This is a genomic window from Shewanella decolorationis, assembly GCF_004354305.1.
In the GTDB taxonomy this organism is placed as follows: domain Bacteria; phylum Pseudomonadota; class Gammaproteobacteria; order Enterobacterales; family Shewanellaceae; genus Shewanella; species Shewanella decolorationis.
Window position 1 is genome coordinate 731,348 of sequence record NZ_CP037898.1, and the last position, 20,765, is coordinate 752,112.

Here is a 20,765-nt window from a genome sequence, read left to right on the forward strand (position 1 = left end):
CTCGGTCTCCCTCGTGCAATAACATTATCCCGTAATTTGCATTACCCAGTGTTGGTATAAGGGCAAGCCTATCAAGACGTTAACAGGAAAGGTAATACCTAGTGATGCCAGCATAGCAAGCCCGATATTAGCCTCGGGAATCGCGGCGCGTATCGCAGCTGGTGCAGCAATATAGGAGGCGCTGGCACTCAACCCCGCCAGAACTAAGATACTTCCTGCTGGTAGTGCTAACCATAAACCCACAGCAATCCCTAGCCATGCCAAGATAAAAGGTGTCACAGCGGCAAACACCAGTAAACGCCATTGCTGGAGTGGTAGAGGAGAGCAAACTTTTGCTGTTACTAAGCCCATCTCTAGTAAAAACAAGGCTAACAGGGTTTTAAAGCCACCAATCAAGACTGGCGTAATTGGGGCTAGTCCAGTCGGACCATAAAGCCAACCAATAATGACACCGCCGACCAATAGCACTACGCCACGGCTGGTTAAGGCTTCGTGCAGTATACTCGACTGGTGGGATGTCGGCTTGGCATCTTGCCCTGATGATTTAGCACTTAAGTATCTGTGCAGCCAGAGCATAACTACAATCGCGGGCAGTTCGAGCAGTACCAGATATAAGGTTGTTTCTGGCCTTAATTCCATCCCTGATTTTTCCACCATGGCGAGCACCACGGCAAAGGTGCCCGCACTGACTGACCCATAATGGGCGGCGATACTAATGGCATCTGTTCGACCGAGTTGCACTAAGCGCGTCAGCACAGGGTAAAGCACTAAGGGGATGAGTAAGCCTAAGGCGATAACTGCGATGAGTTCAGTGATCACTAGGTTTTGAGTGTGACCATGCAGCGCCATGCCTCCCTTTAATCCTAAGGTGAGCATTAACAATATCGACAGGGTTTCGTAAATGGCGGGCGGAACCTTAAGGTCAGATTTAACTAAACCTGCTAGCAGACCTAAAGCGAAAAACGCAATGACAATATCTGGCATAAGTATCTCATTAATAATGGCATCAACAGGGATATGCTCAGAGAAGATTCTCGGAACATCGATGGCTGGAGATTCTGAACCCAATTCGTTATATTGAAAAATAAATTGTTTACAGATTAGGTATAGATAATTATCTATGATTAACTTTTCCCAAGGTCAACTTAAACTTCGGCACTTAAGTTTTCGTCTGCTTGAGGTGTATGTTCAGGTGGTCAGGCTTGGCAATATCTCGGCCGCCGCGCGAGCTTTGCATCTTACCCAGCCGACAGTCTCTCTTCAGCTTAAAAAGTTGGTCGATATTTTGGGTGAGCCTCTATTGGTAAGCGCAGAGGGACGAATGCAGCCGACCCTAGTCGGGCAAGAACTCTATCGGGTCGCCTGCGATACCTTGAGTCGTTTTGAAGACTTTGATGCCTTTATTCAGCAGGCGAGGGGCGGTAGTGTGGGCCATATCAATATCGGTCTAGTGACTACGGCAAAATACGTGATGCCTCGGATTTTAGGAGCCTTCTATCGCCAATTTCCGCAGGTAAAAGTCACTCTGAATATTGGCAACCGCGCGCATATTTTGGGGCGATTCGAGCGTCAAGAAGATGATTTATATCTCTTTAGTCATCCCCCGAGTGGTGAGCATGTGTTATCGGCGCGGATCATTAAAAATCCGCTGCAACTGATAGCCCCTAAGGATCATTGGGCGGTTGAGCGCCAACACCTCAACTTTAATGAGCTGAAACAAGAGCGCTTTATCATGCGCGAGCCGGGCTCTGCCACGCGGCTAATGTTTGAGTCTTGGTGTAGTGCCCAAGGGATTGCCTTGAGCGACACTATGCAAATTGAGAGTAACGAGGCCATTCGTTTAAGTGTGGCGTCGGGCTTAGGATTATCGGTGATTTCGGCGCATACCCTGCAAGAAGGACGTGAAAAACCCGCAATATTGTCGGTGAATGGATTTCCACTGGAGAGTAATTGGTATCTGGTGGGGCGCAGGGACAGGCGCTTACCCTATGCCGCTATGCAGTTGGTGTCGTTTATGGCGAGCCAACTTGCAGACTGTATTGAACCTGAGTGGGTCGCTGCGGATATTCAGCAGTTAAGCCAGCGATTTAATGGATGATGCTTATCTTGGCGCGGCAGTGGGGATTGGGTAGTTTAGGAAAATATGTCGTTGCTGATAATCAGGGGAATATAAATGGAGCTAGATTCGTTGCTGATGTTTGTGATTGCGTGCCTCTCAATCAATCTGATCCCTGGGCCCGATGTGGTCTACATCGTTTCGAACACTATGAAGGGGAAGATGGCCAGCGGTCTTAAAGCGGCGTTAGGATTAGGTGCGGGTTATTTTGTGCATACCTTGGCCGCTTGCTTAGGGCTCTCCGCCATTATCTTAAGTTCGGCCTTGGCCTTTAATATAGTTAAATGGCTCGGTGCGGCTTACCTATTGTATTTAGGTGTAAAAGCCCTGATATCCTGCTGGCAGGGCCAGAGCAGAATAGTGATTGGCGACAACGTCACGCCAAACACCAATGTGTTTTTACAGGGCGTGGTGGTGAGTGTGTTAAATCCTAAGGTAGCGCTGTTTTTCCTATCATTTTTACCGCAATTTATCGACCCCACCTCGGGCGAGGTTGCCACGCAGCTGTTGATCTTAGGTTTACTCTTCAGTGGCCTAGCAACCTTGGTTAACCTGCTATATGCCGCCTGTGGCAGTTGGCTATTTAATCGAGCCGATTCACAGCGTTACGCTCGCGGACTTGAGGGCGTTTCCGGCGTGTTACTGGTCGGTCTTGCCGGAAAAGTCGCTATTAGCGACTGATAACCTAAGCGTCTGCCTTTTACTCACTGCCAGTTAGTGAATGCATGAGATGGCGTCACACTTATCCACGATGTCATCGAGCATACGCTTAGATTAACTTGCGTTCCTTGGTGATTTCAGCCAGCCCTTGTTCAAAGCGAGTGACCTTAAAATCAGGGAAACGGGCTTTAAATTTATCGGAAATAAACAGATTGTCGCAGCGATAACGGGGCAGCAATTCTCTAGCATCACGTATGGTGGGGTTGAATTTACCCGCGAGCCACAGTTGCCATTCTTTGATCACAGTATATCGCGCCGACACTTTAAAAATGTCGGCTGCAAGAGTAATAAATTCCTTATAGGTCAATCTATTGTCATCACAGGGTAAGTGCCATGTTTGTCCATAGGCATCAGGCGTATTCCCGAGTAAGGCCATGGCGCGGCTAGCATCTGGGGTGTAAATCAAACTGCGTTTCGTATCGTCACGTAAAAATACTTTGGCCTTTTTCCCTTGGGCGAGATTGTCGATAACCGTGGTGTTGGTAATGCTCTGGGTTTGACCTGGGCCGTAAAATTCTGGCGCGCGGCAGATTATCGCCTCGAGTCGCCCGGCCTTCATCTCATCGAGTAACATTTGGGTGATTTCGCCCCTCACGCGGCCTTTGGCACCATTGGGTGCAAATGCTGCATCCTCGTGCTGCGGCGCCGCCGTTTGCGGATACATATAGGTATTATCGAAATACACCAGCTTGGCGCCGTGAGTCTTACAGGCCTGGATAACATTCTCCATGATAACAGGCCATTGCTCGACCCAAAGCTGAGTATCCATTGGCAGTCCCGCCGTGAGATAAACGATGTCAGAGCCTTCCACCGCGGCTAAGGTTTGTGCTAAGTCGAGCAGGTTGGCGCTCTTTAACTCGTCCGTGGCATTCACTTTTTGCGGTTTACGGCTAACAAGGCGAATGTCACAGTCAAACTCGCGGTTAAGGCTAAGGGCTAGTTCTCTGCCGATTTGGCCACTGGCTCCGAGTATAGTTTGTCTCATATTTTCTCCAAAGGGATGACTCGTTTGCCGCTATCCTAAGGTTAAAGCTAAGTTTAAGGTCAATAGCCAATCTTGGGATTTATTCGCTTGAACTTAAACCGCACCTAGTGATGCCATAAGAATAAAGAAGCTAGTTGGGATGTGGTGACTCATTTAGGCTAAATCCACTGCCAGCAAAGTGGTGGCAAAAAAGAGGGGGCCGTTATTGTCTTCGATGTAAGGCCTTTCTGTGATCGGGTTATTTGGTCTTTGGCTGCGATTGAGTGGGTAAAATATCCCAACCGAATTGAGACATCACCCGCTGCGCATTGGTTTGGCAGTCCATATCTTGGGGTTTAGCTTCAATTTCGGTTAAGACCTCCAATAACTTGGCTTTGTTGAGTGCGATTTTTCGCTCGATTTCTTCGAGGTCGTTGACCTTTTGTCGTAGCGTAGTGAGTAAATGTTGATGATCCCAGTTGGCCAGATCGGCTGGAAGTAGCAACCGCAGTTCGTCGAGGCTAAATCCCGCCTGTTGCCCAGTGGTGATCATCTCGAGCGCCATCACAGCCTCAGGGGGATAACTGCGGTAACCATTGGCTTTACGTTTCACCGCTTTGAGTAAACCAATGCGTTCGTAGAATCGGATCCGCGACGCCGCAAGTCCGGTCTTTTGGGATAATTCACCAATATTCATCTTGATATCACTTTCTTGCTGATGTTAATCGTGACCATGGGGCATTTTGCCTCATTCTACTCTTTGCTGACTCATCTCTATGAGCCGACTATAGGTGCGGCGAAACTCAAAACTGAGGGCGCCGCCTTGGTAGAGTTCGCTCAGTGGCACGTCGCAGCTTAAATATAAGCTCCCCCCTTGGTCGTATAACTCATCGATAAGGCTGATAAAACGCCGCGCTGGGTCATCGTTAGCGGCGTAGGACAGTTGTCGTTCTCCCGTGGCGGCCGCTTGGTTGTCGCCTGTGCCATCTTCAGTGCCGCGGGCGCGGATCCAACCTTTTACTTCGCCCCCGAGTCTGGGCACATTGCTCAGCATTAACACCTTAAATCGGCTCGCAATTTCAATATAGTCGAGTTGTGAGCGCGGGCCATCGCACAGTGCATGAAAATCAAACCAAACAACGGAAGGCTGCTGGCCTTCAGCAGTGGCGCGCAGGACAGGAATATCACGCTGACAAACGCGCAGTGTATTGGCTTCACGCACGGGCGCACCATGAGTGAGTGTCGTAAAAATGGCCTCGAAATCCAGTGTGCCAGTCAGGCCAATATGCTTTGAGGTGGCGGCAATGGCCTCTGCCGACGGCTCGTGATTCAAGGTGTGCAACCTATGGTCTTGCTTGCCATTCAGATGCAGCATTTGGGTATGGGTCTGGAGCAGGGCAATGCAGGGTAAAAATCTGTGTCTGGCGAGGCCATTTTCATATAAGCGCTCGATGGGAATGTTGGATGTGGCGACTAGCACCACCCCTTGGGCAAACAAGGTTTCAAACAAACCAGCGAGGATCATGGCATCCCCTATGTCTGAGACAAAAAACTCATCGAAACAGAGTACCTTGCACTCCTGCGCTAAATTTTTTGCGATCAGCTGAAGCGGATCGCGCTGCCCTGCATGTTCTTTCAAGGCTTGGTGCACCCGCGCCATAAAGCGATGAAAGTGCAGTCTAAGCTTTCCCTGTTGTGGCAGGGCATCGAAGAACAAATCCATAAGAAAGGTTTTACCCCGGCCGACATCGCCCCACAGATACAAGCCCTTGGGTGGCTGAGCGTCTGTTTGGCCACAGATCTGCTGATACAGTTCATCTAAGGCGAGTACCGCCTGTGCCTGCGCGGGATCCTCAATCAGCTCGGCGCCGATTTTGGCCTGATAAATGGCCAGAGGTGATTGGGTGGCGGTTGCCGTTGTGAGCGGGTTTAAGACCATGGAATTTATCATCGATTGAGTCAGTGTTATCCCTTTGCGGCAGCAAGCTTGTGCTAATGTAGGGCCCAAAGATGCTGAAAAACCTTGCCAGCCTAACACAGTTAATCAGCGGACTAAAATCTTACCTAAAACCGACTCAAGTCAAATATCAAAGGAATCCAATGCTTTATTCTTCAGGTATTTTCACTTAACATCTTTTTCACAAAAATAATGAGATGGAATTAAACCTATGGGTAGCAAAGGTAATTGTGTCACTTTTATCAGTGCCTCAACCTCCATTGAGGGCGAGATGCAACTGGCGGGCACGGCATTAGTTGCGGGGAAATTAGCGGGGAATATCCGCTGCGCCGGACAGATTAAAATCGAGCTTGGTGGTGAAGTTTCGGGTGAGCTCAGCTGTGATGAACTGAAAGTCTGTGGAGTTTTTCGCGGCAAGGTGCGTTGCAATAAATTAGTGATTGTCAGCTCTGGCACGGTCGAAGGCGAAGTGCTTAGCCACCAATTAGAAATTTATGAAGGCGGGCAATTTATCGGTCAGCGCATTATTGGCCAAGAGTTGGAGCATTTACCCGAGCTATTACAAACCTTAGCGCCAGAAGGTAGCGCCAAAAATACCAAAACCGCTCAGACTAACGCCTTGTTTGCTCGGGATAATCAGCCGGGTGCGCGCAAATGGTTGCCCTATGGCGCCGCGGCGGCCGCCGTTATTGTGCTGGTTAGTGTCATAACACCGGCAAAGTTAACTACTTGGGTAAGCACCTTTGGTCAACCAGCGGCCATTACAGCAAATACTGCCAAGGGCGATGCCCTGAATAGTGAAACTCTGCTGCAATCCCCCGTGAAAGATGACTCGCTCGTCAATGATAGCGCTGTAGCAAGCGATAACGACACACAAACGGCTTCAGCCATGGCATTGGATAGCCAAGATGGCAGCAATCCAGAACACCCAAGCGAAGGGCATCCTAATATGGAGTCTGACGCCGCCATGGAAGACTTAGCGCAAATGGAGCAAGGCCATGCCCAGATGTTACAACAGGGCTCGGCGAGCGATGTACCTAGCGGTAAACTCTAAAAATTAATCGTTTACTTTGACCACCTTTAGCTGCCAGCCCGGCAGCTTGTGGGTGAGGTCGGCCGTTATCCTATCGACATCCCCCCGTAAAATCACCAGAGGTTCACCGCTAAAAGCTTGCTGGGTTAACTGCTGCAACTGTGGGGGCGTCAGATCCTGCAGTTTAGCGCTCATCGCTTGATTCAACAGGGGATCTAATCCCAACACGAGTTGATGAATAAACTGAGTTTCGCGCTGGCTGGGATTGTCTTGGGTTAACAGCGCTTCGCCAATCAGATAGGTTTTAAGGGCGGCGATTTCCCCTTCGCTCGCGGGCGTAGAGGCTAGCAGCTTTAGATGATCTAAAATCCCCACCACAAAGGCGCCCGTGTGCTCTATTGCCGTACTGCCATAAAACTTAATGCTGGTGGCGAGTGGCGCATTAGCGCATTGGCCGTAAATGCCATAGGTTAAGCCGCGCTGTTCACGCAAGTCGTAATAGAGCCGGCCCGAAAAGCTGCGCCCCAAGATGGCGGCTAAACTGCGGCAAGCGAGTGGAATATCTTGTGCTGATAAGTGTTTATCGTCGAGGGCATAACCGATCCGTACCTGAGTTTGTACACTCCCCGGCGCATCAATCAGATAGATAGTGTGGGACTGCTTTATCGACGAAGTCGCTCGATTAAGCGGCTTTGGTTTAGTTGATGTCGTGGCCAAGCTTAAGTCGGTGTTACTTGGCCACAGGGCGAGGCTTTGCTTGAGATCAAACTCGGCTTCTTCGGTCTCTGTGCCTTCTAAAAACAGGTGCCACTTTGCTTGGGTAAATGTGCGCTGCTGCAACTGCGATAGTTCACTTAAGGTGAGTGAGTCGTACAGTGCCTGATTATTAATGCTCTGATTATAGGGATGCGCCGCCCCGAGGAGTTTATCGCGCCAGACTTTATCAATTTCAGCGCCACTAAAGGCATTTAAGTGCTTATTGAGTTTCAATTGGCGGCGGATATTGTCGATATCGACCGCAGCCACGGCATGTTCGCTAAACGCATCGGCTTGCCAAAACTGTATCAATAGGCGGTAGATATGATTAACCGGCATGGGGCAGGCTAGGCTCAGATTGATACTGTGCAGGGTAACGCGAGTCTCGAAGGTTTCAAGGCAGGCATCGGGTTGGTTGAGCGCCAGACTACGAGCTTTTTCCTGCAGGGCGAATTGTAAAATATCCGGATTTTCGAAGGGCATGCTGGGACTGATGGCCACTAGACTCACCCTATTACTCAACCCTTGGCTGCTGTGTACTCTGTGGAGCTGATAGGGGAGTGTTAGGCCATCGGGCACCACATCGATAAAAGCCGATTCTGTGGGCAGGCGGATCAGCCCCACCTCCGGTAGCTGAGTTGGGGTATCGAAGCTTGCCAAATTGGGCGCTTGGGTGGCGGTAAAGTTAAGCTGGGTCTGTTGGCAGGCCATTAGCGTGATACCGACAAGGCCAAGACTCATGGCTTTTAGGCCTTTAAGGAGAGTTGGCGCTATTGCCAATCTACTGTATGAAATCATTTTTATCATAGTACCGCGTCCTCAAGGCTATCGCTCACACTCGATGGCAGCCACTCCAGCAACGTCTTGCCAACGCGGATATACCAAGGCGGTAACAGGTCAACCCTGACCATATTGTTGGTAAAGTAGAGCGTGGCAACCCGTTGAAGATCCTCTGTCGTTACAGAGTTAATCCGTTGCCACTGGGCCGTTAAAGGATGCATTTGGTCTTGTTTCGCCGTGGAGGATAACAGGGTGGCGAGCGATTGAGTGTTATCGAGCAGCGCTAACTGATTGTTCAGCCAGGTTTGTTTGAGTTGACACAGTTCCGCGTCGCTCAATGGTGTCTGCTGCACTTTGGTAACCACGCCTAAAACCTTTTCCGTTAAGTCATCGAGTGAGGTTTTGGCCCTAGGCACTAAGACCAGATTGGTTATGCCATGATTTTCCAGCTCAAAGGGCAGTGAATAACTCAACATTTGCGCCGGGTCGTGCTGGCTGATTTGCGCTATGGCGCTGCGGGTATTTTGGAATAAATAGCCTTCGAGCAGGCGAATAGCGGCGGCGTCGGGATGATTTTTACCTACAGTATGCCAGGCGAGCAGTAAGCCGGGCCAAGGACCACGCTTATCGATAAGCTCCGCATGTACTGGTTTAGGCGTGATTTTCAGCTCATCAAATTCGGCTATGGGCTGATTAGGTGTAGACCAAGCCTTAAAGTGTTGTGCTATAAGCGACTTGACATCGGAGGGAAGCTTGCCGACTAAGGATAACTGCATCGCATCGGGACGATAATGGGCTCGGTGAAAAGCGGTTAAACGCTCGGGACTCGCCTGAGAAATATCCTCACGGCTGCCAATAATACCATGGCCGTAGGGCGTATCCTTCACCTGCTCTAGCAGAAACTCCATCGCACTGCGCACATAGGGCTGGTTATCTATGGTTTGCGCCATTTCTTGGAGCACGGTTTCCTGCTGATTCTTTACTGTAGTCTCGTTTAAATCGGGACGAATAAAACGATCGGCCTCGAGGAACAGTCCCAAGTCGAGGGCTTGGCTGGGTAGAGTGACATAATAATTGGTGTTATCGAAGTGGGTGCTGGCGTTAAAACGCGCCCCAAGGGCACTTAACTGCTGGGCATAGCTGTCACCAGGCGCTTGTTCGCTGCCCTTGAAGAGCATGTGTTCGAATAAGTGCGCATAGCCAGTTTGGCCCTTGGCCTCATTGCGCGCACCGACATTAAATTGGCTGGCAATGGTCACGGTATGCTTATCCGCTTGCGGCAAGAGGTGAACAGTGAGGCCATTGGCTAAAGTGTAAGTCTCAATTTGCGACTCGAGTTGATACAGGCGCTCGGCGCCCGTTATCTGGCACTGCGCCTTAAGCGAAGGGCTAAGCAACACGAGCGCTAGGCCAAAGTAATAACTGAGGTATGTTCTCATTTAGCATTCCATCTAAATTACCCGCTGAAGGCTTTCATCTGTGTGCTTGTGTGAGCAGCTTAACCCACTCCTCTGATTTCATCTAAATCAGTTGAATAGCATTCAGTTTTTGAAAAGAACTGCTATGATGGCACAGTTCTTTTTCTGGCATAAGTACAAGATATGGTAAGCAGATCTCCGTTCGAATCCTTTCAGTGGAAAAGCGATATTTTTAACTGTGAAAGCACTGATATCGATAATTTTTATCTACAGCTTGAGCAGGAAATGTCCCGTTTGGGGATGGTTGAGAAAAAACTCGGTGAAGTCGGCAAGTATAGCGTCAGTCTGTATCAATCTCCCGCCGCCAAATCTGGCTTACCTTCGTTATTGATCAGCGCAGGGTTTCACGGTGAAGAATCGGCGGGTCCTTGGGGCTTACTGCACTTTTTAAGTGAGGCATCGGCCGATTTATTCGAGCGGGTGAATTTGAGCATTCTGCCCCTGGTGAATCCAACCGGCTTTAAACGTGGTCACAGATTTAACAAGTTTGGCGAAAACCCTAACCGTGGCTTCGTGTTTGAAAACGGTAAACCTAAGGCCAACGAGAGCACTTCGGTGGAAGGTAAGCTGCTGTTGGATCATGCGCAGTTACTCATCGCGGCGAGCCGTGACGGTATTTTAACCTGCCATGAGGACGTGCTGAGCCGCGAGGCTTATGTGTATTCCTTCGAGCCAAGCCAAGTGCCGGGACGTTTTAGTCTCGATTTACGCGATACCTTAGGGGGCTATTTCCCTATCGCCGCAGACGGTGAGATTGATGGTTGCCCTGTTAAAGATGGTTTGATTTTCAATCACTTCGATACCTCATTTGAGGCGTGTTTAGTGCGTAGTGGTGCGCGTGTCGGTGCCTGTACCGAAACCCCCGCACTGCAAAACTTCGACCAACGCATCTTGGCAAATAGCGCGGCAATGACCCATTTCTTGGCCCTTTGCGCACCATTATGTGATTGAGCCGATAGGTTTTATTTCGATTGAAACAAAAATACCCGCCTAGGCGGGTATTTTTATGGGCGCAGCGGCATCAACCGCTGCAATCTATTACTGGTTGCCGATTATTGATTAATAATCGTTGGCACGCCTGTACGCTCATCGAGCAGCTTTTTAATCACTGCTGAATCGGTATCGGCCTTAGCAATAAACTTAGCGATGTCTTTCGGTAAGGTCAGAGAGACGGGCTCTTCTGATTCAAACTCGGCAATGGTGCGTGACAGTGGCTGGTGTACGGCTAAGTAGCGCTTACCATCTGGCTCTTCGGTCGCTTTAATTGGTTGGTTCACAAATTGTACTCGGGTACCCACTGGAACCGTTTTGAATAAGTGTTCAATGTCATCGTGGCGTAAACGTACGCAGCCTTGGCTGACACGTAAACCAATACCGAAGCTGGCGTTGGTACCATGGATGGCATACAAGTTACCAATGTAAAGCGCGTACAGTCCCATTGGGTTATCGGGACCAGCTGGCCATACCGCAGGCAGAATTTCACCCCTTGCCGCATATTCTTTACGAATACGTGGGGTTGGTGTCCAAGTTGGGTTAGCGCGTTTACGTTGAACACTGGTGACCCAGTTTTCAGGGGTATCTTTACCAATCTGACCAATACCGATGGGCAGCACTTCAACGGTGTTCTTACCTTTTGGATAGTAATACAGGCGCATTTCAGCAACGTTGATCACTATGCCTTCACGCGGCGCATTTGGCAGAATGAGCTGTTGAGGAATTAATAGCTTGCTGCCTGGTGTTGGTAGGAAAGGATCCACGCCAGGGTTTGCTTCCAGCAAGTTGCTTAGACCGAGTTGGAATTTAGCGGCAATATCTTCGAGGGTGTGTTTACCCTCTGGCACTGTGTAATACAGGTTCTCGCCAACTAACCGACTCTTTGAAGACGGTAAAGGGTATTCCGTTGCTAAAGCGGAAAGACTCGGAAAAACCAGAGTCAATAATAAAGCTGTGGTGCGAAGCATACTCATAAGCGGATACTACGATTCCTGTTAATAAAATAACCTGTTTTACGCGGCTTTTTCTCCCCAAAATAGGGCGGCAAATTGTCGGGCAAAGTGCACTGGCGCGCGAAGCTCGCATCCTTCCTTATTTTGGCCATTATTTCAACTGAAATATGATCCGTACGGCGTATTTATCACTTATTTTAGCCTTAAGCGTTTTGCAAGGCGATGCAGATTACCTGGGGCGAGTCCTAAGGTCTGGCCGAAGCGGCCCAATTACCATGATGCGCTGCGAGCACTTGCTGGATATAGTCACGCTGAAAGGTGTCAGTTGCTTGAGCTAAACTGGTGCCTCCCGGCGGACGAAGCCGTGTTTCGTTTACGCTTAAACTTGTCGATGCGCTTGTCCTAAAAGGCTTTTGTGTAAACGATAAATCTCACTGTCGATGCACAGTTGTACAGTAAATGAAGCAATCAGCACAATTAGCAGTGCGATAGCGGCAAATTTGTATTTCTCATAAGTCTCCTTGATGCAACGTCACTTTGATACGTTTCACCTGCTATTGCGTAATATTTGCCAAATCTTTTGTTTTTGAAAATAAAGAGAAATGTTAGTTTTACTCTATGCTTGATTGTCTTTTTGATACTGATTTTTAATTGTCTATTTGACAGAGATTGTCTTTATGACAGCTTTAGAGGCTTGTATGTCGATAACACAATGGAAAAGGTAATTTTATCTATGCTTTCAATTTATTATGAATTTTGTAGTAGTGGAGTGGATTTTTGTCGGTAAGATAGATTTCTATATGGTTACCTCCAGTATTTATGCATTAAATAGTCAGTTTGTATGGAGTGATAATTTAAAGTTTATTGATAAATAAGTTTTTTTTATAACTTATAGGGTTAGATGGGGGCCAGAGATGATTTTTTTGTTGTACTGGTTTTTCTATTGAATTTAGCTGAAAAGGCCTAGGAGAGATGATTTCAATGTAGATGTTTGAAATTTAATATTTAAAACTCCATAAAATTGCATTTTTTATGCTAGTATAGAGACTCCAAAATTTTCAATTGAGTCATTTTTAATCTAGGTGATTTCTTTATCGTTTAACTAAACACTCTTGTATTTAAGGAGGCATGTGTGGATGCAGATTCCATCAATAGTTTTTTTCTGATCGGTGCCTTGCTTGCCGCTGTGAGTGTTTTGTTAAGTCCCGTGTCTTCGCGCTTGGGTATCCCTATCTTATTAATTTTCCTCGCAGTAGGGATTTTAGCTGGGGAAGATGGTCCCGGCGGCATTTTGTTTGACGACTACTCAACCGCTTATCTTGTCAGTAACTTAGCCTTAGCCATTATCTTGCTCGATGGCGGTATGCGCACGCGTGTCGCGAGCTTTAGGGTGGCACTGTGGCCGGCATTGTCGCTGGCGACCTTTGGGGTGGCTATCACCACCAGTATCACGGGCGTGATGGCCGCATGGTTATTTGACTTACACTGGCTACAAGGCTTGCTGGTGGGGGCAATTGTCGGCTCCACCGATGCGGCTGCGGTATTTTCTCTATTAAAAGGGCGCAGTCTTAACGAGCGTGTTGGCGCGACGCTGGAAATCGAATCGGGCAGTAACGACCCCATGGCGGTGTTTTTAACCGTAACCCTGATTGCCATCCTCGCTAATGTGGACGCCGAGTTATCCGCAAGTTTTATGCTGATTAGCTTTATCAAGCAGTTTGGTTTGGGGATTTTATTAGGCTTGGGTGGTGGTTGGCTGCTGTGGAAATTGGTGAACTTAAGTCAGCTTGCTGAAGGTTTATATTCGATTTTAGTGCTCAGTGGCGGCCTGATGATTTATGCCGCGTCGAACAAACTTGGCGGCAGCGGCATTCTGTCGATTTATCTAGTCGGTCTATTCCTCGGCAACAAGCCTACCCGTGGTCGCCATTCAATCTTAAACGTGTTGGATGGCATGACTTGGGTGAGTCAAATCGGCATGTTCCTTGTTCTAGGGCTGCTGCTCACACCATCTGACTTGTTGGATATCTGGTTGCCGGGCTTGGCATTAGCCTTTGGGATGATCCTGTTTGCCAGACCGTTAGCCGTATGGCTCAGCTTGCTGCCCTTTAAGAGCTTTAGCAGCCGTGACCGTTGGTTTATTTCTTGGGTCGGATTGCGTGGCGCCGTGCCGATTATTTTAGCGGTATTCCCTATGATGGCAGGATTACCTGGGGCGCAGTTGTACTTTAACTTGGCATTCTTCGTGGTGTTAGTGTCACTGCTTGTGCAGGGGGCGTCACTCACCACGGCGGCGCGTTTAGCTAAGGTTGAGTTACCGCCTAAGCCGTTGCCGATTTCACGTTCAGGGGTCGAAATATATCCGAGCAGCGAGTGGGAAGTGTTTGTGTACCATCTGAGTGAAAACAAATGGTGCATCGGCGAGCCGCTTAAACGCCTCTCTATGCCAGATGGTACGCGGATTGCGGCGGTATTTCGCCATAATACACTGCTGCATCCATCGGGCAGTACCTGCCTTGAAGCGGGGGATATTTTGTGCGTGCTTGGGCAAGAGAAGAGTCTAGAGGCCTTGAGTAACCTCTTTAGTCAGGCGCCTGAAACTAAAGATGTACCACGTTTCTTTGGTGACTTTTTTATTGATACCAAGGTCAAGCTGCTGGATTTGGCACCGATTTATGGTCTGGAATTAGACGAAGTAACCGGCGATATGACGGTCGCAGATTTAGTGGCGGTTGAATTAGGCTCACATCCGGTACTTGGGGATCAGTTCCTGTGGCAGTCATTGCATTGGGTAGTTGCAGGGCTCTATGAAGGCAAAGTGACCAATGTGGGTATTCGCTTACCCGCAGAAGCATAACCTGTTTTGGGACTTAACGAGCTAATTTTCTTCTTTTACCCAAGTATCTAAAGATGCTCAACAAAACAACAGATATAAACAAAATGCCAAGCGATTGCTTGGCATTTTTTTATCCGCTTTTAAGCACTTATCTCGAACACTCTGAGCGAAAGCTTACTTATATAAGGACTTGTCCGTTGGATCGGGGCGAGTCTTAAAGCGGCGGTGAAGCCACATATATTGAGCGCGATTTCTATCGATAATCCCTTCGATAATTTTGTTACCACGAATGGCATCGGCTAGCTCATCTTCACCGGGGAAGTTATCCAGCGGTGGCATAATCTCAATATGGTAACCCTTATCGCCTTCGGTACGCTCCACAAAGAAGGGTAATACTTTGGCCTTACCGAGTTTTGCCAGTGTGGTGGCACCGGTAATGGTCGCGGCATCGGGCACGGCATAAAAGGGAATAAACACCGCACTCGAACGCCCAAAATCCTGATCGGCGGTATACCAAATCACATCGGGATTACGTAAACAACGCACCATCTGGCGTAGATCGCGTTTTGGCACTAAGGCTTTGTTTGAGCGTAAGCGACCTTTTACCTGTAGATATTCCATCACCGGATTGTTGTGTGGACGGTACACCCCAACACCGGGTTGGAATTGACCAAAAATACGCGCGCCCATTTCCAGTGGTAAACAGTGCACGGCAAACAGAATCACCCCATGGCCAGCATTCAAGGTGTCTTGCACGTATTCTTTGCCTGTGATCTGCATATGCTGTTGGATTTTTTCATCGGACCACCACCAGGCATTGATGGTATCGAAAATCGCTTTACCTGTTTCTTCAAAGTTACGGGTCAGCAGGGCTTCGCGCTCCGATTCGGGCATATCGGGGAAACAGAGAGTTAAATTGCGGCGCGCGGTATGGGTACGACTGCCTGCAATAGTCTTAACTAATCGGCCTAATCCTTTGCCTAACTTCATCTGCCACGAGAGCGGCAACACTTGGGTAATCCGCATCACTAACACCCCAAACCACATGGGCCAGTGTTTCGGATGATATAAGGAGGATGAAAACTCAGCTTTCTCGACCACAAAAATACTCACTACTTTTGAAAATTACTGCTTATTCTAACTCATATTTTGCTGAAAATTAGGTACAATCACGGTTTAATTTCTGCAATAGATAAGAGCGCTATGAAGGTTTCTCTGCCAGCATTTGAAAAAGCCAAAGTGTTAGTTGTCGGCGATGTGATGTTAGATCGCTACTGGGTTGGGCCAACGGGTCGTATCTCGCCCGAAGCGCCTGTGCCCGTGGTGAAGATTAACCAAGTCGAAGACAGACCGGGCGGTGCGGCCAACGTGGCGCTAAATATCGCGACCCTAGGCGGCCAAGTGCAATTGGCGGGGTTAGTCGGCGAAGATGATACCGCTAAGGCGTTAACTCTTGGCGTGCAAGCCTTAGGCGTTGAGCCACAGTGGTTGAATATTGCCGATAAACCGACCATTACCAAACTGCGGGTACTGTCGCGTAACCAGCAGCTCATTCGCCTCGATTTTGAAGAGTCCTTCGATAAGCAGGATAGTGCGCGGTTGCTTAAACAGTCTGAAGCCTTACTCGATTCGGTCGATGTGGTGGTGCTGTCGGATTATGCGAAGGGAGCTATCGATAAGCCGCAGGATTTTATTGCCCTGGCTCGCGCTAAAGGCGTGAAAGTGCTTGTCGATCCAAAGGGTTCCGATTTTAGCCGTTACCATGGCGCTTCACTCATCACACCCAACATGAGTGAATTTGAAGCCGTAGTTGGCGCGGTAACCTCTGAGGCGGATCTGCTCGAAAAGGCCCGTGGCTTACTCAACAAACACCAGTTCGACGCTATCTTAGTCACTCGCTCCGAAAAGGGCATGACCTTAGTGACGGCCAATGCCCCTGAGTTACATATCCCTACGGTGGCCCGTGAGGTGTATGACGTGACAGGCGCTGGTGATACTGTGATTTCAGCTCTCGCGACCTCACTTGCCGCGGGCGCAGAACTGCCGCAGGCGTGCGCCATTGCCAATACCGCTGCTGGGGTTGTGGTGGGTAAATTAGGTACTTCAACTGTATCCCGTATCGAGCTGATTGAAGCCTTAGCACTGCACCACGGTGAATCGGGTTTTGGGGTGGTGAGTGAAGATCAACTTGCCTATGCCTTAGAGCAAGCCAAATTGCGCGGCGAGCGAGTGGTGATGACTAACGGTTGCTTCGATATTCTGCACGCGGGGCATGTCAGTTACCTCAAGCAAGCCAAAGCTTTAGGCGATAGATTGATTGTGGCCGTGAATGATGACGCCTCGGTCAAACGCTTAAAAGGTGAAGGTCGCCCTGTCAATCAAGTGGATAGACGTATGGCTGTGTTAGCGGGATTAGCCGCTGTCGATTGGGTTGTGCCTTTTACTGAAGACACACCACAGCGGATTATCGCTAGATTACTCCCTGATCTCCTCGTCAAAGGCGGAGATTATAAGGTTGAAGATATTGCTGGTGGTGCAGAGGTGATCGCCGCGGGTGGCCAAGTCCAAGTATTAGGGTTTGAAGACGGGATATCAACCACGGCCATTATCCAAAATATCATGGCAAAACAGTGAGTCTCATTGCCCTGACACTGATTTCAAGCCTGACTTGGGTGCCTATTGGCGACAAGCAGGCATTAATTTGTCCGTTAGCGCAATTGAGTCAGTGTCTGGCAACATTTCCAACTCAGGTTCGTAAACAGCTCCCCTACAGCGAGGCCCTGTTTAAAACAGAGCTTGGGCTTCGCAGTGCAATGGTGTTACCCATCGATGATAGTCATTTCTCCGGTCTAATCCTGGTAAATGAGCGAGAAACACCAGATTTTCAACTGCTCAATATCGATGGTACAACCTATCAATATGACCTCAAAGAACAGGCACAATTAACCCTGTGGCATGAGTTAGGTCACCTTGAAAATATTGGGTTACAGGGCGATGTTTTACCAAATGAATTAACGGCTTATCAGCATGAATGGTTAGCGGATATTTACCTGATTTGGCGTATTGCCAAGGCCAAAGGTAATCTTGATTTAGCTTGGCAGCAATATCATAGGCGCAATCTTGCAGCGTTAACAAACTCGCAGTATATGTCTCACTGGACTAGCCCTATGATGATACAGGTGTTAAAAAAGTATCAAGTGAGCCAAATCGCCAATTACAGCCAATATCGTGATTTTGTAGTCAATTTTTACTCCCAAATCACGCAAATCGAACCGCAGAATTTACGCGAATACTCCAGTTTAATGCAGCGCACTTTTGGTGAGGCTGTGCTGCAACCCCTACCAGAATACCTATCTTGGCGTAAGCCTGAGCTGGGTCGTTTTCTTGCACCTACGTTGATAGTGCTAATGGGAGAGGCAAAGGCACATGACTGGTTAGTACAAAATTCGATGTTATAAAGATGTTAATGTAATCGGTAAAATCCACTGTTTCAAACTGAACCCTAGCTGAACAAAAGCGAAATACACTTGTTTGGCGTTTCCAAACAGCAGTAATCCCTGAAAGGCTTTGGTAAGCTCTATCCCACAAAAAGAACAACGGGAGACTTTACTATGGCTAAGCGCTCACGAGTACAGACAGAGCAAACCATCAATCAGATTATGGATGAAGCGTTAAGACAAATTTTGACTATTGGCTTTGAGACGATGTCTTATACCACGTTATCTGAAGCAACGGGGATTAGCCGCACTGGTATTAGTCATCACTTTCCGCGTAAAAACGACTTCTTAATTCGTTTAGATAGTCGTATTGGCAATTTATTTGTTGCCGCGCTCGATTTTTCTAGCCAAGAAGCTTTAGAGGCCTCTTGGATGCAAGCGATGCAAGAGGAGCATTACCGCGCAGTGTTAAGATTATTCTTCAGCCTCTGTGGTGGCGCGAATAATGAAATTACCCTCTTCAGAGCGGTCAGCACAGCACGTCAGCAAGCCATTGCTGAATTAGGATTGGTCGGCGATCGCACCATCAATCACCTATTAGGCCGTACTGCGGTCATGCTGCTGTCAAATTTTGATGTTGCCAAAGCGGCATAATCAAAAATGAATTGCTATCAAAAGGAGCCTTGGGCTCCTTTTGGCTTTTTAGGGGGGGTAAATTAGCTCGCGATTGGGGGAGTGATATTTGCCTGCTTTAGCTTTTGTTGGCTAAGGTAAACGCCAATTGCCATAAAAGTAAGGGCGGCTGCAATCATTGCGCAGAGTGCATGATGGAATACCAAATGACTGATTAAAAAGGCCGGAATATCCTCTAGGCTATCGATCAGGAAGAGTTTTACGACAAGGCCGACATACAGCAGCAGATGCAATATCGCCCCACTGATAAAAAGCCGTCTAAATTTTTTGACCAGTAGGTCTGCAAGATTAATTTGGTAAAAACGGCAAAAAAGATAACCCCCAACGCCGATACCTATTGATATCCAACCCAGCCCCAATAACGACGTTTTGATTAATATTGCCGACAGAATAAATAATCCAAGCAGCATGAAGATCTCCGTTTATCAGAAGCGAGAAATTGCGCTGAGACTAGCTGAGCTGGCTTAAAAACGTGTGAAAACACATCCCTAAACAGGGGAAAAGATAAAGGGAGCCAAGTGGCTCCCTTTATGATTAACAAGCAAACTTAAGCATTACAGCGCTTTTAAAATCGCCTCAACGCTGGCCTTCGCATCGCCGAACAGCATTTGAGTATTATCTTTAAAGAACAGTGGGTTTTGTACACCCGCATAACCTGTGTTCATCGAGCGTTTAAAGCCAATCACGTTTTGCGCTTTCCACACTTCGAGCACTGGCATGCCCGCAATTGGGCTGCCCGGATCTTCCATCGCAGCAGGGTTCACCGTATCGTTGGCACCAATGACGAGCACAACGTCGGTATCGCTAAAGTCCTCGTTGATTTCGTCCATTTCGAGCACGATATCGTAGGGCACTTTGGCTTCAGCCAAGAGCACGTTCATATGGCCAGGTAAGCGACCCGCCACAGGGTGAATACCAAAGCGTACCTTCACGCCGCGATCACGCAGTTTTTGAGTGATTTCAGCTACAGGATATTGTGCCTGTGCCACTGCCATACCATAGCCTGGGGTGATGATGACAGAAGTTGCATTTTTCAACATGTCAGCCACATCTTCGGCGTTGGTTTCACGGTATTCGCCCATTTCTTCATCGCCAGATGAGGCCACACCATCGGTGCCAAATCCACCTGCGATAACAGAAATGAACGAGCGGTTCATCGCCTTACACATGATGTAAGACAGAATCGCACCCGATGAGCCCACGAGCGCACCTGTCACGATCAGCAGATCGTTTGACAGCATAAAGCCCGCTGCTGCTGCTGCCCAACCTGAGTAGGAGTTCAGCATAGAGACCACAACTGGCATGTCCGCACCGCCGATTGAAGCCACTAAATGCCAGCCAAAGGCGAAGGCGATAAGTGTCATCAACAGCAGGGCAGGCATAGTGCCACCGGTTTGCACGAAGTACACCAACAGGCCAAGCGATACCAATACCGCTGCGAGGTTCAGTTTATGGCGATGTGGCAACATCAAAGGTTTTGAAGAAATTAATCCGCGTAACTTACCGAAGGCGACGATAGAACCCGTGAAGGTTACTGCACCGATAAAGATCCCGAGAAACACTTCCACTAAGTGAATGTTGAGCATGGCGCCAGTTAAATGGGCTTTCTCGGCGGCTTTGGCCGCTTCGCTTAGCGCATCCTGCACTGCGGCTAAGGTGGAGTTGATATCTCCGCCAACGGCCACAACCACTTGGGATACTTGCTCTGGGTGTAGGTCGATAAAACTGTTAAAGCCCACTAATACCGCCGCCATACCCACAAAGCTGTGGAGTACTGCGACCAGTTCGGGCATTTCTGTCATTTCGACTTTAAGTGCTAAACGCACGCCGATGGCACCACCAATCACCATGGCGACAATAATCCAAGCGACACCGCTGGTGTCAGGATTAAAAATGGTCGCCAGTAGGGCAATGGCCATACCTGTGATACCAAATAAATTGCCGTGTTTGGCCGTTTCTTGCTTCGACAATCCTGCGAGACTGAAGATAAAGAGCACGGCGGCAATAATGTAAGCTGCTGTTACCAGTCCTTGAGACACGTTATACCCC

General features: G+C 48.5%; 18 protein-coding genes. 8 read left to right on the forward strand and 10 right to left on the reverse strand.

Features of this window, described 5'->3' with window-relative positions:
- Window positions 1–24 precede the first annotated feature (24 nt).
- Window positions 25–984, reverse strand: coding sequence for a sodium-dependent bicarbonate transport family permease (locus EYR25_RS03245; RefSeq protein WP_039978649.1), 960 nt, complete (start codon window positions 982–984; stop codon window positions 25–27).
- Between the two features lie 136 nt (window positions 985–1,120).
- On the opposite strand from EYR25_RS03245, the gene EYR25_RS03250 reads away from it, so the two are divergent.
- Window positions 1,121–2,098 (forward strand): LysR family transcriptional regulator, encoded by a 978-nt coding sequence (locus tag EYR25_RS03250; protein ID WP_133178528.1) that lies wholly within the window; start codon window positions 1,121–1,123, stop codon window positions 2,096–2,098.
- 75 nt (window positions 2,099–2,173) lie between these two features.
- The gene (locus EYR25_RS03255) at window positions 2,174–2,797 is read left to right on the forward strand and encodes a LysE family translocator (protein ID WP_133178529.1); all 624 of its coding nucleotides are present in this window, start codon (window positions 2,174–2,176) and stop codon (window positions 2,795–2,797) included.
- An 88-nt stretch (window positions 2,798–2,885) separates the two neighbouring features.
- Here the strand turns inward: EYR25_RS03255 and EYR25_RS03260 are convergent, their stop codons facing one another.
- The 3 genes from EYR25_RS03260 to zapE all read right to left on the reverse strand — a co-directional run bounded on the left by EYR25_RS03260 (window position 2,886) and on the right by zapE (window position 5,751).
- A complete protein-coding gene (locus EYR25_RS03260) occupies window positions 2,886–3,821 on the reverse strand; it encodes an NAD-dependent epimerase/dehydratase family protein (protein WP_133178530.1) in 936 nt (311 codons plus the stop codon).
- 238 nt (window positions 3,822–4,059) lie between these two features.
- Window positions 4,060–4,497 (reverse strand): MerR family transcriptional regulator, encoded by a 438-nt coding sequence (locus tag EYR25_RS03265; RefSeq protein WP_023268442.1) that lies wholly within the window; start codon window positions 4,495–4,497, stop codon window positions 4,060–4,062.
- A 51-nt stretch (window positions 4,498–4,548) separates the two neighbouring features.
- Window positions 4,549–5,751: a cell division protein ZapE gene (gene zapE / locus EYR25_RS03270; RefSeq protein WP_165953457.1), complete on the reverse strand. Its 1,203-nt coding sequence runs from the start codon at window positions 5,749–5,751 to the stop codon at window positions 4,549–4,551.
- A 217-nt stretch (window positions 5,752–5,968) separates the two neighbouring features.
- Here zapE and EYR25_RS03275 point away from each other — a divergent pair, with 217 nt between their 5' ends.
- Window positions 5,969–6,811 carry a bactofilin family protein gene (locus tag EYR25_RS03275; RefSeq protein ID WP_133178531.1) on the forward strand — a complete coding sequence of 281 codons (843 nt, stop codon included), beginning with the start codon at window positions 5,969–5,971 and terminating at the stop codon, window positions 6,809–6,811.
- A gap of 3 nt (window positions 6,812–6,814) precedes the next feature.
- Here EYR25_RS03275 and EYR25_RS03280 read toward each other — a convergent pair whose 3' ends face one another.
- Window positions 6,815–8,353, reverse strand: a complete 1,539-nt coding sequence (locus tag EYR25_RS03280) for a M16 family metallopeptidase (protein ID WP_133178532.1) — start codon at window positions 8,351–8,353, stop codon at window positions 6,815–6,817.
- The gene (locus EYR25_RS03285) at window positions 8,350–9,765 is read right to left on the reverse strand and encodes a M16 family metallopeptidase (RefSeq protein WP_133178533.1); all 1,416 of its coding nucleotides are present in this window, start codon (window positions 9,763–9,765) and stop codon (window positions 8,350–8,352) included. The genes EYR25_RS03280 and EYR25_RS03285 overlap by 4 nt, the downstream gene beginning before the upstream one ends.
- Window positions 9,766–9,927: 162 nt before the next feature.
- On the opposite strand from EYR25_RS03285, the gene EYR25_RS03290 reads away from it, so the two are divergent.
- Window positions 9,928–10,755: an N-acetyl-ornithine deacetylase gene (locus EYR25_RS03290; RefSeq protein ID WP_088210999.1), complete on the forward strand. Its 828-nt coding sequence runs from the start codon at window positions 9,928–9,930 to the stop codon at window positions 10,753–10,755.
- Window positions 10,756–10,856: 101 nt separating this feature from the next.
- Here EYR25_RS03290 and EYR25_RS03295 read toward each other — a convergent pair whose 3' ends face one another.
- Window positions 10,857–11,771: a L,D-transpeptidase family protein gene (locus EYR25_RS03295; RefSeq protein WP_011625331.1), complete on the reverse strand. Its 915-nt coding sequence runs from the start codon at window positions 11,769–11,771 to the stop codon at window positions 10,857–10,859.
- A 1,111-nt stretch (window positions 11,772–12,882) separates the two neighbouring features.
- On the opposite strand from EYR25_RS03295, the gene EYR25_RS03305 reads away from it, so the two are divergent.
- Window positions 12,883–14,607, forward strand: coding sequence for a potassium/proton antiporter (locus EYR25_RS03305; RefSeq protein ID WP_133178534.1), 1,725 nt, complete (start codon window positions 12,883–12,885; stop codon window positions 14,605–14,607).
- Window positions 14,608–14,760: 153 nt separating this feature from the next.
- Here the strand turns inward: EYR25_RS03305 and EYR25_RS03310 are convergent, their stop codons facing one another.
- The gene (locus EYR25_RS03310; RefSeq protein WP_133178535.1) at window positions 14,761–15,687 is read right to left on the reverse strand and encodes an LpxL/LpxP family Kdo(2)-lipid IV(A) lauroyl/palmitoleoyl acyltransferase; all 927 of its coding nucleotides are present in this window, start codon (window positions 15,685–15,687) and stop codon (window positions 14,761–14,763) included.
- 102 nt (window positions 15,688–15,789) lie between these two features.
- On the opposite strand from EYR25_RS03310, the gene hldE reads away from it, so the two are divergent.
- From hldE to EYR25_RS03325, 3 genes are all read left to right on the forward strand, one after another.
- Window positions 15,790–17,220 carry a bifunctional D-glycero-beta-D-manno-heptose-7-phosphate kinase/D-glycero-beta-D-manno-heptose 1-phosphate adenylyltransferase HldE gene (hldE, locus tag EYR25_RS03315; protein ID WP_023268433.1) on the forward strand — a complete coding sequence of 477 codons (1,431 nt, stop codon included), beginning with the start codon at window positions 15,790–15,792 and terminating at the stop codon, window positions 17,218–17,220.
- A complete protein-coding gene (locus EYR25_RS03320; RefSeq protein WP_133178536.1) occupies window positions 17,217–18,044 on the forward strand; it encodes a hypothetical protein in 828 nt (275 codons plus the stop codon). The genes hldE and EYR25_RS03320 overlap by 4 nt, the downstream gene beginning before the upstream one ends.
- A gap of 153 nt (window positions 18,045–18,197) precedes the next feature.
- Entirely contained in the window at window positions 18,198–18,677 is a 480-nt protein-coding gene (locus EYR25_RS03325) for a TetR family transcriptional regulator (RefSeq protein ID WP_023268431.1), read from the forward strand.
- Between the two features lie 62 nt (window positions 18,678–18,739).
- Here EYR25_RS03325 and EYR25_RS03330 read toward each other — a convergent pair whose 3' ends face one another.
- Both EYR25_RS03330 and pntB read right to left on the reverse strand, forming a co-directional pair.
- Window positions 18,740–19,126: a hypothetical protein gene (locus EYR25_RS03330; protein ID WP_133178537.1), complete on the reverse strand. Its 387-nt coding sequence runs from the start codon at window positions 19,124–19,126 to the stop codon at window positions 18,740–18,742.
- Between the two features lie 144 nt (window positions 19,127–19,270).
- Complete coding sequence (pntB, locus tag EYR25_RS03335) at window positions 19,271–20,755, reverse strand: Re/Si-specific NAD(P)(+) transhydrogenase subunit beta (RefSeq protein WP_023268429.1); 1,485 nt, start codon at window positions 20,753–20,755, stop codon at window positions 19,271–19,273.
- Between the last annotated feature and the right edge of the window lie 10 nt (window positions 20,756–20,765).

Coding starts and splice junctions, on each gene's coding strand:
- EYR25_RS03245 (WP_039978649.1), bottom strand. CDS start 984: ATGCCAGATATTGTCATTGCGTTTTTCGCTTTAGGTCTGCTAGCAGGT.
- EYR25_RS03250 (WP_133178528.1), top strand. CDS start 1,121: ATGATTAACTTTTCCCAAGGTCAACTTAAACTTCGGCACTTAAGTTTT.
- EYR25_RS03255 (WP_133178529.1), top strand. CDS start 2,174: ATGGAGCTAGATTCGTTGCTGATGTTTGTGATTGCGTGCCTCTCAATC.
- EYR25_RS03260 (WP_133178530.1), bottom strand. CDS start 3,821: ATGAGACAAACTATACTCGGAGCCAGTGGCCAAATCGGCAGAGAACTA.
- EYR25_RS03265 (WP_023268442.1), bottom strand. CDS start 4,497: ATGAATATTGGTGAATTATCCCAAAAGACCGGACTTGCGGCGTCGCGG.
- zapE (WP_165953457.1), bottom strand. CDS start 5,751: ATGATAAATTCCATGGTCTTAAACCCGCTCACAACGGCAACCGCCACC.
- EYR25_RS03275 (WP_133178531.1), top strand. CDS start 5,969: ATGGGTAGCAAAGGTAATTGTGTCACTTTTATCAGTGCCTCAACCTCC.
- EYR25_RS03280 (WP_133178532.1), bottom strand. CDS start 8,353: ATGATAAAAATGATTTCATACAGTAGATTGGCAATAGCGCCAACTCTC.
- EYR25_RS03285 (WP_133178533.1), bottom strand. CDS start 9,765: ATGAGAACATACCTCAGTTATTACTTTGGCCTAGCGCTCGTGTTGCTT.
- EYR25_RS03290 (WP_088210999.1), top strand. CDS start 9,928: ATGGTAAGCAGATCTCCGTTCGAATCCTTTCAGTGGAAAAGCGATATT.
- EYR25_RS03295 (WP_011625331.1), bottom strand. CDS start 11,771: ATGAGTATGCTTCGCACCACAGCTTTATTATTGACTCTGGTTTTTCCG.
- hldE (WP_023268433.1), top strand. CDS start 15,790: ATGAAGGTTTCTCTGCCAGCATTTGAAAAAGCCAAAGTGTTAGTTGTC.
- EYR25_RS03325 (WP_023268431.1), top strand. CDS start 18,198: ATGGCTAAGCGCTCACGAGTACAGACAGAGCAAACCATCAATCAGATT.
- EYR25_RS03330 (WP_133178537.1), bottom strand. CDS start 19,126: ATGCTGCTTGGATTATTTATTCTGTCGGCAATATTAATCAAAACGTCG.